Source organism: Bradyrhizobium sp. HKCCYLS20291 (genome assembly GCF_051167715.1).
Lineage (GTDB): Bacteria > Pseudomonadota > Alphaproteobacteria > Rhizobiales > Xanthobacteraceae > Bradyrhizobium.
The window spans coordinates 131774-147343 of sequence record NZ_JBNPTO010000017.1 but is presented as its reverse complement, the minus strand read 5'-3'; the positions used below and the strand labels follow the sequence as shown (position 1 = coordinate 147343).

Annotated in this window: 11 protein-coding genes; 5 read left to right on the top strand and 6 right to left on the bottom strand. The window is 61.2% G+C overall.

From position 1 onward, the window contains the following. Positions 1-37: 37 nt before the first annotated feature. Complete coding sequence (locus ACQR07_RS29710) at positions 38-3880, top strand: tetratricopeptide repeat protein (protein ID WP_434905634.1); 3843 nt, start codon at positions 38-40, stop codon at positions 3878-3880. On the opposite strand, the gene rfbD is transcribed toward ACQR07_RS29710, so the two are convergent. Next, on the bottom strand, positions 3810-4715 hold the full coding sequence (rfbD, locus tag ACQR07_RS29705) for a dTDP-4-dehydrorhamnose reductase (protein WP_434905633.1): 906 nt from the start codon (positions 4713-4715) through the stop codon (positions 3810-3812). The two genes, ACQR07_RS29710 and rfbD, sit on opposite strands and share 71 nt — an antisense overlap. After that, positions 4715-5269 (bottom strand): dTDP-4-dehydrorhamnose 3,5-epimerase, encoded by a 555-nt coding sequence (rfbC, locus tag ACQR07_RS29700; protein ID WP_434905632.1) that lies wholly within the window; start codon positions 5267-5269, stop codon positions 4715-4717. Before rfbC ends, rfbD begins: the two co-directional genes overlap by 1 nt. A 92-nt stretch (positions 5270-5361) precedes the next feature. Here rfbC and rfbA point away from each other — a divergent pair, with 92 nt between their 5' ends. The 4 genes from rfbA (at position 5362) to ACQR07_RS29680 (ending at position 11544) form a co-directional block, all read left to right on the top strand. After that, entirely contained in the window at positions 5362-6258 is an 897-nt protein-coding gene (gene rfbA / locus ACQR07_RS29695) for a glucose-1-phosphate thymidylyltransferase RfbA (protein WP_434905631.1), read from the top strand. A 1-nt stretch (position 6259) separates the two neighbouring features. Then, positions 6260-7384, top strand: coding sequence for a dTDP-glucose 4,6-dehydratase (rfbB, locus tag ACQR07_RS29690; protein WP_434905630.1), 1125 nt, complete (start codon positions 6260-6262; stop codon positions 7382-7384). Between the two features lie 720 nt (positions 7385-8104). Further along, complete coding sequence (locus tag ACQR07_RS29685) at positions 8105-10237, top strand: HAD-IIIC family phosphatase (protein WP_434905629.1); 2133 nt, start codon at positions 8105-8107, stop codon at positions 10235-10237. Next, positions 10234-11544: a glycoside hydrolase family 71/99-like protein gene (locus tag ACQR07_RS29680; protein WP_434905628.1), complete on the top strand. Its 1311-nt coding sequence runs from the start codon at positions 10234-10236 to the stop codon at positions 11542-11544. The genes ACQR07_RS29685 and ACQR07_RS29680 overlap by 4 nt, the downstream gene beginning before the upstream one ends. Here the strand turns inward: ACQR07_RS29680 and ACQR07_RS29675 are convergent. The 4 genes from ACQR07_RS29675 to ACQR07_RS29660 all read right to left on the bottom strand — a co-directional run bounded on the left by ACQR07_RS29675 (position 11519) and on the right by ACQR07_RS29660 (position 15151). Then, positions 11519-12139, bottom strand: a complete 621-nt coding sequence (locus ACQR07_RS29675; RefSeq protein ID WP_434905627.1) for a hypothetical protein — start codon at positions 12137-12139, stop codon at positions 11519-11521. The two genes, ACQR07_RS29680 and ACQR07_RS29675, sit on opposite strands and share 26 nt — an antisense overlap. 273 nt (positions 12140-12412) lie before the next feature. Then, entirely contained in the window at positions 12413-13135 is a 723-nt protein-coding gene (locus tag ACQR07_RS29670) for a class I SAM-dependent methyltransferase (RefSeq protein WP_434905626.1), read from the bottom strand. 112 nt (positions 13136-13247) lie between these two features. Then, positions 13248-14555, bottom strand: a complete 1308-nt coding sequence (locus tag ACQR07_RS29665) for a hypothetical protein (RefSeq protein WP_434905625.1) — start codon at positions 14553-14555, stop codon at positions 13248-13250. Between the two features lie 158 nt (positions 14556-14713). Then, positions 14714-15151, bottom strand: a complete 438-nt coding sequence (locus tag ACQR07_RS29660) for a hypothetical protein (RefSeq protein WP_434905624.1) — start codon at positions 15149-15151, stop codon at positions 14714-14716. Between the last annotated feature and the right edge of the window lie 419 nt (positions 15152-15570).

Genomic DNA, 15570 nt, shown 5'->3' with positions numbered 1-15570 from the left:
TCGCGCTGCTCGCACCAGTAGCTCACGAACCGATTGAATGAACGATCGAGCCAGACAACTCATTGAGCAAGGCCGGCGGTTACGGGCGGAAGGAGACCGGCCTGGGTCGCTGAAGGCGTTTTCTGAAGCAGCTTTAGTCGACCCGATGGACTCGACGGCATTGGCCGAATGCGGACATGCGCATCTGTACCTTTTGCAATTCCATGAGGCGAAAGCGACGTTTGAACGCGCGCTTGGGCTGCACCCGGACAACGCTACTGCGCTCATGGGGCTTGGCGCGGTCTTCAGGGAAGAAATGAATCTGGATGAGGCGGAGAAGCTCTTCCGCCGAGCGATCAACGTGGAACCACAAAATTCAGATTACCGCCTCGCTCTCGCGCGCGTTCTGAAGCAGCAAGGCAAGGTTACCGAGGCCATCGAGTCTTACCAGACGCTGACCGACGATTTTCCGTCCCACATGACGGCGAGAATCGAACGCGGGAACCTGCTGCGCGAAAGTGGCGCCGTCGATGAAGCAGAGCGCGTCTTGACCGAGGCGCTGCACGACGCCCCTGAAAACGTCGGGGCCTTGAACGCGTTGGCAACAGTCCTTTGGCGAAAGCGCAAACTCGACCAAGCCAAGGACTGCTTTCAACGCGCCTTGGTCCTGCAACCAACAAACGTCGGCGCCTTACAATCCCTCGCGATCATCGCCAGGGAACAAGGCGATCACCACACATCTCTGAGCCATCTGGCCGCTGCAAGAAGGGTCGATCCCGAAGCGTCTAGCTTGCAGGTCGAGTATGGCAGAAGCCTTCTTCTCCTGAAGGACCATGAGCGCGCCGCCCAGGAATTCACCGCCGCGCTCGACAGATCACCCGTCAACCGGAATGCAAGTCTAGGACTTGCGGAGGCGCTGAGCGGACTCGGGCGCTTCGATTCGTCTGCTGCGGTCCTCGAGCGTGCTGCGGCCGCGGAGCCCGGCGCTACCGATCTGCGTTTGGCCCTCGCGCGCCTTTTGAGACAGCAGGGTCGCACGGATCAGGCCATCGCCATCTACCGAAAGCTGGCCGAAGAGAGCCCTTCCCATCTTACGGCGCGGATCGAGTTTGGAAACCTACTGCGCGAGAGCAACGCCGTTGACGACGCCGAGCGCATCCTGACGGAGGTCGTGCGCGACGCGCCGGACAACGTCGGAGCCTTGAATGCTCTCGGAACCGTTCATTGGAAGAAGCGCAACCTCGATCGCGCGAAGGACTACTTCGCGTCGGCTCTTCGTATTCAGCCAAACGGCATCGGAGCTTTGCAAGCACTCGGGCTAATTGCCAGAGAACAGGGCGATCACGAGACCTCCCTTGATCATCTTTCAGCTGCACACGCGGCGGACCCGAATGCTATCAACCTCCGTATCGAACATGCTAACAGCCTGGTATCGGCCAGGCGGTTCGACGAAGCGGCAAGGCAATTCGGTGCAGTCATCGAAACCTCACCGGACCACCGCGCTGCACATCTCGGGCTTGGCCACGCTCTGCGTGAGCTGCGCCGGTACGAGGAGGCCCTCGATGCCTTCAGCAACGCGGACCGGATCGATCCCAAACATCCCAATTCAGCGGTCGATGCCGGCCATCTCCTCCTTCGCCTCGGTCGCCCCGGCGACGCGGAGCAATGCTTCAGAAGAGGAGTTGAAAGCGGAACGCCAACGGCGACCAAATTCGTGGGTCTGGGCCACGCATTGCGCAGCCTGGGCAGGTCGGACGAGGCGGAACAGGCTCTCCGCCAGGCACTCGTGCTCCAGCCGGCAAACAGCGGCGCCAGGATGGCCTTGGGTCAGTTGCTCGAGAATCAGCATCGCCTTGACGAAGCTGAAACGCTGTTCTCGGAACTGCTCGCCCACGACTCCAAGAACCCTGATGGCCTCACCGGACTTGGTTACGTCCGGCGCCGACAGGGTCGACGCGCCGAAGCGCTGGAGCTGTTTCGAAGGTCCGCCGAGGCTGATCCGAAGAACGGCCAGCGGTTGACGAATGCCGCGATCGAGCTCCGGGAACTCGGGCGTTTCGACGAGGCCGAGGCAGCGCTCAGCCGAGCCATTGCCGCAGAGCCTGCGAATAGCTGGATACGGCTGCAGCGCGTGGAGCTGTTGCGGCGCACGAACCAGCTTGCCGAGGCCTTGAAGGAGCTCCATGAGCTGATCGAGAGCGACCCAGACAATGTCAACCTGATGACGGAGGTCGCCGCCATCCATCGCGAAGCCGGCGATCCGCGCGAAGCGGAGGTCTGGCTGATCCGGGCGCTCGAACGACAGCCGGAGAACGCATCGGCCTTGTGCGGGGTTGCCGAGATCGCGCTGCAAAGAGGCGATCCCAGCCGGGCCTTGGCCATCTTCACGCGCGCAACCGAGGCGCAGCCGACGAGCATTTCCGCCTGGCTCGGCATCGCCCGCACGCAGGCCGAGCTGCGCGATTACGATGCGGCGGTGGCGGGGCTGGATCGGGCGGCGGGGCGGATGGGGGAGCATCCGGACTTCACCAGCGTCAGGGTCGACCTGCTCAAGGAGCAGCGGGATTGGGCGGGGGCGGAGGCGGTGCTGGCTTCGGCGCCGAACCAGGGCAGTTTCAGCCTCTGGGCCCACAGGGCGCAGCTGGCGGTCGCCTTGGGCCGGTATGACGAGGCGCGGGCGGCGCTGGCGGGCGCGCCGGCCGAGCGGGTCGCCGAGATCGCGCAGCTGCGCTTCATCGAGGGCCTGCTGGCGGAGGCGGATATGAACTACGCCGCCGCGGCCGGGCATTATCGCGAGGCTGTGCGCCTCAATCCGCGCAATGTCGGCGCCTGGCTCGAGCTGTCCCGCGTCTGCCTGCTCGACCTCGACGTCGACGCCGCGCGGCAGGCGTTGTACGAGGCCAATCGGCTGAGCCGGGCGTCGCTGATCCTCAAAGGGCAGTCGCTGAGCCCGTCACAGACGCATGTCGGCCAGCTCCTCGACGAGTACACGCTCGACGCCGCCGCGCTGGAGGCGTTGCGGGCGGGGCGGGGGGAGGCTTGGCGCGACGGGCTCGAGAAAACCATCCAAAACCATCCCGACTACACGCCGGCGGGGGTGGAGTTGGTGCGGATGCTCCGGGTGGAAAAGCGCGAAGTAGAAAATTCTCCAAATCAAACGCCGGGCGGCCCGGCCAGTGCGATCCCCCGCTGCATCGTCCAATATTGGAACGACGAGGTGCCCCCTGATGTGGGGAGGCTGATGGCCTCCTGGCAAGGCCTCAACCCGGATTTCGCCTACGCGCTGTTCGACGACGTCAGCGCCCGAAAATTCCTCGACGACGCCTACGCCCCCGAGGTCGGGCGGGCCTATCGCCGGGCCAGCGTCGCCGCGCAGAAGGCGGACATCTTCCGGCTCGCCTATCTCGCCGCGCATGGCGGCATCTATGTCGACGCCGACAACCGCTGCCTCGCGCCGGTCGACGGCCTGCTGCGGCCGGGCGCGAACCTCGTCGTCTACCAGGAGCGCTGGGGCACGCTGGCCAACGACGTCATCGCCGTCACGCCCGATCATCCGGTGATGATCCGGGCGCTGGAGCTTGCGGTCGAGGCCGTCAACCGCGGCGACCACGACTTCATCTGGCTCGCGACCGGCCCCGGTTTGCTGACCCGGGCGTTCGCGCAGGAATGGGCGGCGCAAACCTCCGACGGGCTGGCGCGCCGCACCGCGATCCTCGATCTCGGCGTCACCCAGCGCACGATCGGGATCGGCTGCCCGCTGCTCTACAAGTCGACGCAGCGGCACTGGGTGCAGGCGAAAACCCGGCGCGAGGCGATGCGCGCCGAGGCCGTCAATCAGCCCCCTCCCGCAGCGCCCGATCAAGCTCCGCCGCCAGCGCCTCCCGCCAATCCGGCGGCGTGATCCCGAACACCTGGCGCAGCCGCGCGAGATCGAGCCGCGAATTCAGCGGGCGGATCGCCCTGGCGCCATACTCGGCGGTCGACACGGCACGAATCTCGCGCACGGCCAGGCGCACGCCGCGCGCGCGCATCCCGGCGACGATCGCCTCGGCAAAGCCGTGCCAGCTTGTCGTACCGGCATTGGCGACGTGCACAATCCCAGAGGCCGCGGCAAAGGCGGCGGCGAGATCGCCCGCCCCGCCCTCGATGATCGCGGTCAGCACCGCGGCGAGCGTCGCGGCCGAAGTCGGCGCGCCGGTCTGGTCGGAGACGATGCGCAGCTCGTCGCGCTCGCGGGCGAGGCGGATGATGGTGCGCAGGAAATTGCGGCCCTGCGCGGCGTAGACCCAGGACGTCCGGATGATCAGATGCGGGCCACCGGCCGCCTGGATGGCGACTTCGCCGTCGCGCTTGCTGCTTCCATAGACCGACAGCGGCCGGCAGGGATCGTCCTCGCGCCACGGCGTGGTGCCGCTGCCGTCGAACACGTAGTCGGTCGAAAACTGCACCAGCGGCACGGCGCGGCCGGCGGCCCAGCGGGCGAGCGCGGCGGGCGCCGCGGCGTTCACGGCGAAGGCTGTGTCTGGCGCGTCCTCGGCCTGGTCGACGGCGGTGTACGCCGCCGGATTGATGATCAGATCCGGCGCCACGCCGTCGAGCACCGCGGCCAGCCCCTCCGGCCGGGCGAGATCGAGCGCGGCGCTATCAGGCGCGATCACCTCGTGCCCGCGCCGGCGCAGCAGCGGCAGCAGCGCGCCGCCGACCTGTCCGCTGGCCCCGGTGAGCAGGATGCGCATCACACGCGCCCATAGTCCGGCAGCCGGGCGGCGTCGGCCAGCAGAGGTGCCGCGGCGTCGCGGGGCGACAGCGTCGGGGCCGTCACGCGCCAGTCGATGGCCAGCGCCGGGTCGTTCCAGCGGATCGTGATCTCGTCGGCCGGGCTGTAGAAGGCATCACATTTGTACATCACGTCGGCGCTCTCGGAGAGCACGGCGAAGCCGTGGGCGAAGCCGCGGGGGACCCAGAGCTGGCGGCGGTCGTCCTCGCTAAGCTCGACGGCGACGTGGCGGCCGAAATGGGGGCTGCCGCGGCGGACGTCGACGGCGACGTCCAGAATCCGCCCGCGCAGCGCGCTGACCAGCTTGCCCTGGGTGTTCGGAAGCTGCAGATGCAGGCCGCGGAGCACGCCATGGGCCGAGCGGGACATGTTGTCCTGGACGAACGGGCCGGAAATGCCGGCCGCGGCGTAGCGGGTGGCCTGGAACAGCTCGAGGAAGAAGCCCCTGGCGTCGCCGAACCGGTCGGGCTCGACGATCAGGACCTCGGGCAGCGCGGTTGCGATCACATTCATCGGGGCCGGATTAACGCTCGAATGATATCTTAACTTGTGCAGCCTGCGGTATCGGGTCTAAATCTCCGGGTCAATCGAGAGGTGCGTAGCCCATGAAGGGCATCATCCTGGCCGGCGGAACCGGCTCCCGGCTCTACCCGGTGACCGCCGTGGTCTCGAAGCAGCTGCTGCCGGTGTTCGACAAGCCGATGATCTATTATCCGCTGTCGACGCTGATGCTCGGCGGCATCCGCGACATCCTCATCATCTCGACCCCGCAGGACCAGCCGCTGTTCCAGCGCCTGCTCGGCGACGGCCAGGACATCGGCGTCAATTTCCAATACGCCACGCAGGAGACCCCGCGCGGGCTCGCCGACGCCTTCATCGTCGGCCGCAAATTCATCGGCCACGACCGTGTCGCGCTGGTGCTCGGCGACAACATCTTCTACGGCCACGGCCTGCCGCAGCTGCTCGCCGCCGCCTCGGCGCGCCGCAAGGGCGCGACCATCTTCGGCTACACCGTCACCACGCCGGAGCAGTACGGCGTGATCGAGATCGGCCCCGGCGGCCGGGCGCTGTCGATCGAGGAGAAGCCGCGGCAGCCGAAATCCAACGTCGCCGTCACGGGCCTGTATTTCTACGACAACGACGTCGTCGACATCGCCACCCACATCCGTCCCTCCGCGCGCGGCGAGCTCGAGATCACCGACGTCAACCGCGCCTATCTCGCGCGCGGCGACCTGCATGTCGAGCTGCTCGGCCGCGGCTTCGCCTGGCTCGACACCGGCACGCATTCGTCGCTGGTCGAGGCCAGCCATTTCGTGCAGATCCTGGAGCAGCGCCAGGGCCTGCGCATCGCCTGCCCCGAGGAGATCGCGCTGCGCCAGGGCTACATCTCGCTCGACGCGTTCGAGCGGCTCGCGCAGCGCAACGGCCGCAGCTCCTATGGCGACTATCTGATGTCGGTGCACCGCTCGCTGAGCCAGCAACCGCACGGCGTGCAGGCCTGACATGGCGGCGCCAGCGACAGCCCGCCTCGATGGCCGCACCATCCTCGTCACCGGCGGCTCCGGCTTCATCGGCTCGGCGCTGATCCGCCATCTGCTGCGCGACACCGGCGCCCGCATCGTCAACGTCGACAAGCTGACCTATGCCGCGAGCCCGGCCGCGCTCGCGACAGTCGAAGGCAACCGCGCCTACGCCTTCCACCGCCACTGCATCTGCGACGCCGACGCGTTGCGCGCGATCTTCGCCGCGCATCAGCCCGACGCCGTCATGCATCTCGCCGCCGAGAGCCATGTCGACCGCTCGATCGACGGCCCCGGCGACTTCATCCAGACCAACATCGTCGGCACCTTCACGCTGCTGCAGGAGGCGCTGCGGCACTATCGCAGCCTGCCGCGCGAGCGCGCGCGCCATTTCCGCTTCCTGCACGTCTCGACCGACGAGGTGTTCGGCTCGCTCGGCGCCGACGGCCTGTTCTCGGAGACCACGGCCTATCAGCCGAACTCGCCCTACTCCGCCAGCAAGGCGTCGTCGGATCACCTGGTGCGCGCCTGGCGCGAGACCTACGGCCTGCCGACTGTCGTCACCAACTGCTCGAACAATTACGGGCCGTATCAGTTTCCCGAGAAGCTGATCCCGCACATGATCATCAAGGGCCTCGAAGGCGCGACGCTGCCGGTCTATGGCGATGGCGGCAACATCCGCGACTGGCTGCATGTCGAGGATCATGCGCGCGCGCTCGGCCTGGTGCTGGAGCATGGCACCGAGGGCGCGACCTACACCATCGGCGGCCGCAGCGAGCGCACCAATCTCGCCGTCGTCGAAGCGATCTGCGACGCGCTCGACGCCCTCGTGCCGATGGCCGGCGGACACCAGCGCCGCGCCCTGATCCGCTTCGTCACCGACCGGCCCGGCCACGACCGCCGCTACGCCATCGACCCCACGACAATCGAGCGCGAGCTCGGCTGGTCGCCCCGGGCCGATTTCGAGACGGCGCTGCGCCACACCGTGCGCTGGTATGCCGAACATGAAGCGTGGTGGCGCGGCATTCTCGCCGGCGGCTATGCGGCGGAGCGGCTCGGCCGCAACGAGCCACGGATCGCAGCGGCTGCGCAGAGGGCATCGGCCTGAGATGAGCTGTAGCATGCACGCGCCTGAAGTAGTTGGGGCATCGGCGATCACCGTCCGGCCTGCGCTGCCGCTCACACAGCACGAGATGATCTCGCGGCGGCTTCGGCGCCCGAGGGATGCTGGTGGTCCGCCCTCGCAAGACGAGGGCGCAGGGAATGCCGGGTGCTGGCCTCACCCATGGCCCGCCAGCGAAAAAGAATGCTGGCGGCAGGAACCACAGGATCAGCCGGAACATCCGGCATTCCCTGCGCGATGGGTTACGGCTTATACGTGCTCTCCCCGGGGACCGGCTCTTTTGCCCCCGTCACGCCCGCGATGCCTGGGCATTAGCGCGCGCTTGGCACCAGCACCGGGATGCCAGGACCACACGATTTCGCCGTCCGCGCCGGGCGCCGTTCGTCGACCGGCCCCGTCACGTCCACCGCATCCCACGCCCAACGTCCGTAACGACGCGTCCGCCCCTCCGAGGAGCGCGGGACAGGCGAGAAGATGCTGGTGATTTGCCCGACGGCACAAGCGAAAACAGGTGCGACATGGTAACGCGACGGGCAAATCAGTTGCCGTCAGCTGAAACGGCGGTGTCAAGCGCTGCTTCACTCGGCGCGTCACAGAAACTCGCAACGGTGACACCTACACACCACAACCATCAGATACGCTAACACGATAATAAGCTAATCCGTCACTCCAGCCGAGCCTATTCTGAGCGATGTCGGAGAATGAATGATGACCGAAGCTGTCCGTTTGGTAATTTGGGATTTGGACGAGACCTTCTGGAAAGGCACAATTACCGAGGGCGGAATTACCGAATACATACAACAACACCACGATATTGTGATCGAACTCGCCAAGCGGGGCATCTTGAGCTCTGTCTGCTCGAAAAACGATCCTGATATTGTTCTCCCGATCCTCAGGGAAACAGGCATTCTCGATTATTTCGTCTTCCCGAGCATCTCTTGGGATCCGAAAGGCATGCGCATTGCCCAGCTTGTCGACGCCGTTCAGCTTCGCGCGGCGACGATTCTTTTCATCGACGATAATCCCAACAATCGAGCAGAAGCCGCCGCTGTTGTTCCCGGCCTTCAAGTCGAAGACGAGACTTTCATCGGCAAAATGCTCGACGACCCAAGGTTTAAGGGCAAGAACGACACTGAGCTGTCTCGGCTTAAACAATACAAGTTACTCGAACAAAAGAAGGAGGACGAACAGTCCTCCGCCGGAAGCAATGAGGACTTTCTGCGACACTGCGACGTTCGCGTGTTCATCGATTACGACATCGATTTAAACATTGACCGAGCGATCGAGCTTATCAATAGGACAAACCAACTCAACTTCACCAAGCGCCGCCTGCCAGACGACCTAGAAAAGGCACGGAAGGAACTCCGAAAACAGCTTGAACCATTCGATTGCCAAGCAGGCCTAATTAGAGTCTTAGATAAGTATGGCGATTACGGCTACGTCGGCTTCTTCATGACCGTCGTTCACAGAACTCGCCTAGTCGACGGACTTTCTAACACACGCTTAGTGCATTTTTGCTTTTCGTGCCGAACCCTTGGAATGTTGGTCGAGAAATGGGTGTACGATTTTCTCGGGCGACCCGAACTCAAGGTCATGGGCGACGTTCTCACCGACCTTTCGGTAGAACGGTCGATTGACTGGGTACGACAAATCGAGTCTGTGGAACAAACTGCATCGCCGACCAAACAAGTCGCCCCAGAAATCATTGTTTACGGTGGATGCGAAGCGCACATGGTGGGCGTATATTTGAACGCCTTTACAAGCAAGCTAACCGTCTACGGCAATTACGCCGCAAACGGTCTCTTTGTACGGATAAATAACGCATCAACGGCTCTAGACGTTTGCGACCGAGACCCCCGCTTGTACTCGGACGAGAGTGAACTACTCGGCCTGCCGCTTTCACTGCAGGCAAACGATCTTTTTGCCAAAGCCGCACCAGGGTCCCTATTTGTCTTCAACCTCACTTTTGATGCCACGCCAACAGCTCAACTTCGGCACAAACGGTACGGATGGATGATGGTTGTGGAACCTCGACAACTGCCGGGGCGAAGCTTCTTTGATCTGAGCGAGGCCGACCTAAACGACCCCACGGCATCGTATAGCGATGAGCAAAAAAAACACGTTATTGATGTCAGAAACAACGTTCGAGCACACTATGAGATTGTTGCTGTTCCTTCGGAAGAGGAGCGAGTTCAGAACGTGCGGGATCTGATCGCTCGGATTCCGCTCGGAAGCAAATTTATAATTGCCATCAACCATCATGAGAGCCGCCCCAACTTTCCCTCTGAGAACACCGTATCGAACGATGCGATCAGGCGGTACACCTCTGTCATGGCAAAACTCGCATCCGAGTATCCCTATGTCGCAATGGTGTCTGTTTCCGAAGTAATAAACAGCGTGCACGACATGCGCGGTGCGGACCACTATACTCGGGAGGTTTATCTTCGCTTTGCAAACAAGATTATTGAAGTCGCAAGCGATCTCGAAGGGCGTTCTGACCCCCCACTCCCGAAGGAACAGCTTCTTGCAGATTCAGCACGGTTGCGAGCAACTATCCGCAAGGAGGGAGATTACAGAGAGCTGGTAACGGCCACCTATCAGTGCCTCTTGCGGCGTGAGCCAGACCCATTTGCTGAAGGCTATGTCCAAAAGCTCGCCACCGGGCAAATGCTTCCCGCCGAGTTCATTCGAACAATCACCCGGTCGAATGAATTCGCGCTGAAATGGTCGCCCAAAACCGTAAACCCGTCGGAGAAGAACGGCGCGCACAAACTGATTATCGCACCGGGCACTCTTACAAGCTCCTCCGCTGAACCACTTTCGGCCAACTCTCTATGATGATTCGGCTGACAGCGCTGCTTCTCACTACCATCCTCGCGGCTACAAGCGCCGACCGGGTGCATGCGGAGGGTAACAATCAGCGTTTATCGGGTCGAATCGTTATGGGATACCAAGGCTGGTTTGCATGCCCGAGCGACTCTTCTCGAGGAGATTGGATCCATTGGAAGTCAAAAGATCTTCTGACGATCGATATGTTTCCCGACGTCACCGAACTCTCACCCGCCGAAAAGTGCGATAGCGGCTTAAGAGACGCACGAGGCAATCCGGTTTTCCTATTTAGCAGTCTTAATCCGAAGACAGTTGATCGGCATTTCCGTTGGTTGGAGGACTACGGCATCGACGGGGTTGCTCTTCAAAGATTTGCTAGTCAACTTTTCACTGCTGAGACGTTGGAACGAGCAAATCGTGTTATGATCAATGTAAAGACGGCTGCCGAAGCCCATAACCGGTCGTTCTTCGTGATGTATGACATTTCTGGTGCATCGCCCGACCAACTTAAATTGGTCGCTGACGACTGGGAACGCTTGGTGGAACAGGGTATAATCAGGAGTTCCAGCTACCAATTCGACAATAAAAGGGCGGTACTCGGCATATGGGGTGTTGGGTTTGCCGGCCGGAAATTAGCCCCAGCAGACATAGACGAGTTCATACGAGACTTGCGCGGGAGGAGTTCCAGCTATGGAGGCCTAACAATCATCGCAGGGACTCCGACATTCTGGCGCGAGGGAAAAAGAGACGCGAGCTCAGATACCGGATGGCGGCGTATTTGGACCGAGTTCGACGTTATAAGCCCTTGGACAGTGGGTCGTTTCTCGGACCAAAAGGGGGCTGATTACTATCGCAGGAATGTACTTGAGCCGGATCTGGAAGAGACCAAGCGACTTGGCGTAGCCTACATGCCGGTAATATTTCCAGGATTTTCCTGGCACAACCTCCGGATCGCTCGGCAACAGACGAATGCGGAGCCAAACCAGATCAGGCGTGCATGTGGACAATTTTACTGGCGCCAAGCGTATAATGCGATCTCGGCTGGCGCCACGATGATCTACAATGCAATGTTTGACGAGGTTGACGAAGGTACCGCAATGTTCAAGGTTGCGCCATCCGCGCAACAGGTACCCGCCACGCCAAGTTCGGTCACGCTTGATATCGATGGATGTCAACTTCCCAGCGATTGGTACCTAAGACTAGCAGGGAAGGTTGGCCAAGCTCTTTCCAAACAATCACCGCTTACAGAGGCGATGCCCCTGCCCAAGCAAACCACCCTGCCTCGATCCATCATCCGAAGTCGAACTGGCGAGTGAGAAGGTCGGCAAGAGCCTCCGTAGACGAACTCTCTCGGCGTATTTTTAAGGCGACCAGACTGCCCTCCTGTTGCTCAATCTCGTAGTATTTTAGGACATCTCGGTAAGCAGGTCGTTCATCTAAGAAGTCGTGCATAAGAACCATCGGACCGTCGCCATGACGTTCTCGCCCAAATGCAACGACAACTGAGAACGCACACGACACTCTATATCGCCCATCTATGAAGACAATGTCTGGAAGCGATTTTCGCTTAGCCCACTCTCGCCAACCCGCTGCTATATAGTTTGGCCAGAGTTTCAAGTTGCTCTCATCTTGAGGATTACCCCATTCGCGCGTTGGTCCGATATTGCCATGAAGGATCGCCGCTCGACCTTCCTTGATTGCATCAGAGAACTCTGGATGGGTCTTTACGGCAGCCACCCAACTCGGGTCTGAATCAACCGCAACGATAGAGTCGAAGCCGTGACGTACGGCCATAAGGGTAGATCCGCCGAGACCGAATTCGAAATAGCGCCGGTAATCGCGCCGAAATACATCTTCTAGCAACGACAATTCGCTTCCAAAGAGATGAGGCGGACCGATCGTGATTGACATCTTCTCCTCCAGAAAGCTTACCTAACGTCTATCTTTCTGAACATTCCGCTCGACGTAATTGTTTCAATTATTGTCGATTGCAGGCTTTGAGAAGCTATGCATCGCGAAGTGCGGCGGGCGAACCAGCGATAAACGAATTCAGACGTGAATATTTGCGGTATACTGAACGTATCATGTACGAGTGTTCCACGGTAAACACTGAGCAGCTATCGATAGCGGAAAGCGGCCGCTAGCTGTGTGCCTCCTACCCCTCATCGTTTAGAGCCAGCAGTTTCAGTGCTTTATTGCGTCAACAATCAACGAGGTGTATTTGATATCGTCGCCGCTGTTTCGTGGATCGAACCGTCGACAGCGACCGATGTGTCCATCTTTCGGGTCCCATGGATTCTCGTGAAACTTCCCGTCTTCATCGAAATATTCGAGTAGATGAACGTCATATCCGACAGCCTTGAGCGTGTTCGACAAGGAGCGATAGTCATAGAACACCTTGTGACCGTCTCGTCCTCCAACCTTGCACAGGTCTCGATAGACTGGATCAGGCATCAGAGCGTCCGGGACGGCTATTCGAAGGCGACAACCTGACTTCAGAAAGCGATAACACGTTGTAGCGGCAGTCTTACCTTCATCAGCATCCAAGTGCTCCCACACATGCTCCGAAAGCATCGCGTCGACCGAATTCTCATCAATCCAAGCTAACCAGGTTTCCGGCCTCAACAAGTTGAAGAGATTTTCATTCGTGGAAACCCAGCCTGGAAAAGAGGTGCCCGCGGCTCCGATAACCAGGCGAATGGTTCCGGACGCACGAGCCTTGCGGATCTCCGTAATTTCGAAAGCCAATCGAAGTTCCGGGACAGCGAAGAACATCTCAGGATCTGCGAGAATGCGCTTTCGCACTTCATCGGCATTTTCTACGCCGATGAGCTTTGTCGATATCTTTGGCGGCACGGTCCGCCCTGTGAACACACGAAAAGCAAAGTCCAATTCGTTCTCGACCATATTGCCCCTCGAATAACAGCTAACGTCTCATTCTTCGCTTCAAGCGAGCGGCTTGCGAAGCGTCGGTCTTCGTCAAAGCTGACTGTCGATGCGTGTTAAATCGGGCCGTTGATCACGGATTGATCTTACTCCAGATCTTCTTGAACTCGTCCGAGACCATCAAAGTCGTGCAGAAATTCCACACCGCCGTCTTTCCGACCTGCCGCTCGAAAATCGCGTCGTTCTCAGCCTCGCGGTGCATCAAGAGATGATATGCAACCACAATATCCTCCGCCGTACACGGCCGCACTGGATCGAGTTGGAGGGCCGGATCGAACTTGCGCTCGGGCAGGTTCTTGAACTCCTGCGAATTCATGATGGAGCGGACATAGACCGCAACCGGAGTCTTGCCGGCGTGGCGCTGGTAGATGTCGTCGCTCTCGGGCTCGCGATGCAGCAACAGGCGATAGGCGTAGTCGATGTCGGTCTGCGTGCACAGGCGCATCGGGTTGAGGTAGCGGCCGAGGCCGCGGCGGAGATCGTCGATCTCGGTCTCGGCGATGCGCCGGAACAGCGCGCGCTGCTCCTCGATGTAGCCGCGCACCTCCGGCTTCGACGGCCAGGCGAGATCGGTGATCGGCGTCTCCTGCGCGGTGACGCGGCTGAAGCCGATCTTGTCGAACAGTTCCTTGTCCATGTGGGCGCCGACATCGCCGGTGTAGCGCGCGAACGGCATCGCGGTGTTACAGCGCCACAGCCCGAGACGGGCGCAGGCATGCGCCTTGGCGGCATCCTGCGACGAGCCGCGCGGGCAGGAGCCGAGCGCGGCATACATGTCGTAGACCGCGCGGTGGTTGCGGCGGGTGTAGTCGTTGCCCATCACGATGTCGAGATAGGGCTGGATCGCCTTGCGGATGGCGGCGCGGTGCCTGCCGAACAGGCCGAAGCCCCAGTGATGGTCGAGCGGGATGATGGCGCGGGCGCGGTCCTCCTGCAGCGAGGGCGGCGCGTAGTAGTCGCCGTAGCACGCGAAATAGGCAATGTTGCCGCTCTGCTGGGCCTTGTGCTGCATGAGATCGAGCATGCGGACATAGGCCGGCGACAGCACCAGATCGTCCTCGAAGAAATAGGCGCAGTCGGCCTTGAGCTCGTCGAACAGGAAGTTCTCGGCGCGCTCGAAATTCTCGCAGACGCCGATGTTGCCGTCGGCGAGGTGCACGCGCCCTTCCGGGAACTGACGCTTGAACACCTCGACGCACTCGGCGACCTGGGCGTCCTCGGCATAGCGCATGCGGCTGTAGCGGTTGACCGCGTTGTCCTGGAACAGATGGACTTCGCGCCGCTCGATCTCGCAGCCTGTCTGCGCCTTCAGCGAGGCGAGCACTCCGTCGAGCTTGTCCGGCCGCCGGAACGACATGACCGCAATTGGTGCCAGACCCATCTGGTCAAAAATCCCCCCGCCGCCCCGGCGTCATGGTGATACCGGACGGCTGTCAATGAATGTTATAATGGGGAACCTAATCACAAAACTCGCAATCGTTGAAGTGTCGAGCCGCCGGGAACCGGCGGCCGTCGGGTCGCAGGGCGATGTCGCGCCGACTATTCGATCGGGCGGATCTGCAGCGAGAACAGCTGGACGCCGAGTGTGCGGTTGTCCTGGCTGCCGAACTGGCTCGGGCTCGCCGCCTCCGGCGAGTCGATGGTCAGCACGTTCTCGTCCGCCTTGAGCAGGCCGGCATCGAACGAGAACACGACGGTCGAGCGCTTGGTGCAATAGAGCGAGCCGATGCGCAGGCCGTTGAAATAGAACATCAGGTTCTGGCCCTTCAGCTCCTCGCCATGCTTGTAGACGTCGATGTCGAGGATCATGTCGCACAGCGCATTGGCGGCGACACGCTTGGTGTCGAACGCGAAGCTGAGCTCGCACCACTTGCCGCTGGACCACACGAAGCCGTCCTCGGGTCCCCAGAAATTGCGCAGGCCTTCCTCGGGCTGGACACCCTTGGTGAATGTCAGCGAACTCTGAAACGTCAGCATCGAACCAATGACCTTTGTTAAGGAGACCCGGTGTTTGTTAAGTAGCGATTTTGCAATGCGAAGTAAATATCTCCAAAGGAGAGGGGGAGATGGATGTGTTGTGCGAGCAACGCGTGTGGCTTTGGGGTTCGGGGCGAGTGAGTGCGGGCTGCAAATGATAGCTATTGCTCAGGTGCGCATGACTGCGCCCTCTCCCCTTGCGGGAGAGGGCTACGCTGAAGGCAGCTCCGGACTCACTTGGGTGAGGGGTATGTGTCCACGAGCGACACTGCCCGTGTGGAGAGAGACCCCTCACCCGGCGCGCATTTCGCTTCGCTCATGCGCACCACCCTCTCCCACAAGGGGAGAGGGTGCACCGGTTGCTTGGCTTTGAAATTTGTTCATCAACATCAAATCAATCAAAAGCATCGGATCATCCG

What these genes read in the sequence shown, in the direction of transcription:
- ACQR07_RS29675 (WP_434905627.1), bottom strand. Translation starts at nt 12,139, where the DNA reads ATGTCAATCACGATCGGTCCGCCTCATCTCTTTGGAAGCGAATTGTCG.
- rfbB (WP_434905630.1), top strand. Translation starts at nt 6,260, where the DNA reads ATGGCGGCGCCAGCGACAGCCCGCCTCGATGGCCGCACCATCCTCGTC.
- rfbD (WP_434905633.1), bottom strand. Translation starts at nt 4,715, where the DNA reads ATGCGCATCCTGCTCACCGGGGCCAGCGGACAGGTCGGCGGCGCGCTG.
- rfbA (WP_434905631.1), top strand. Translation starts at nt 5,362, where the DNA reads ATGAAGGGCATCATCCTGGCCGGCGGAACCGGCTCCCGGCTCTACCCG.
- ACQR07_RS29665 (WP_434905625.1), bottom strand. Translation starts at nt 14,555, where the DNA reads ATGGGTCTGGCACCAATTGCGGTCATGTCGTTCCGGCGGCCGGACAAG.
- ACQR07_RS29685 (WP_434905629.1), top strand. Translation starts at nt 8,105, where the DNA reads ATGATGACCGAAGCTGTCCGTTTGGTAATTTGGGATTTGGACGAGACC.
- ACQR07_RS29670 (WP_434905626.1), bottom strand. Translation starts at nt 13,135, where the DNA reads ATGGTCGAGAACGAATTGGACTTTGCTTTTCGTGTGTTCACAGGGCGG.
- rfbC (WP_434905632.1), bottom strand. Translation starts at nt 5,269, where the DNA reads ATGAATGTGATCGCAACCGCGCTGCCCGAGGTCCTGATCGTCGAGCCC.
- ACQR07_RS29660 (WP_434905624.1), bottom strand. Translation starts at nt 15,151, where the DNA reads ATGCTGACGTTTCAGAGTTCGCTGACATTCACCAAGGGTGTCCAGCCC.
- ACQR07_RS29680 (WP_434905628.1), top strand. Translation starts at nt 10,234, where the DNA reads ATGATGATTCGGCTGACAGCGCTGCTTCTCACTACCATCCTCGCGGCT.
- ACQR07_RS29710 (WP_434905634.1), top strand. Translation starts at nt 38, where the DNA reads ATGAACGATCGAGCCAGACAACTCATTGAGCAAGGCCGGCGGTTACGG.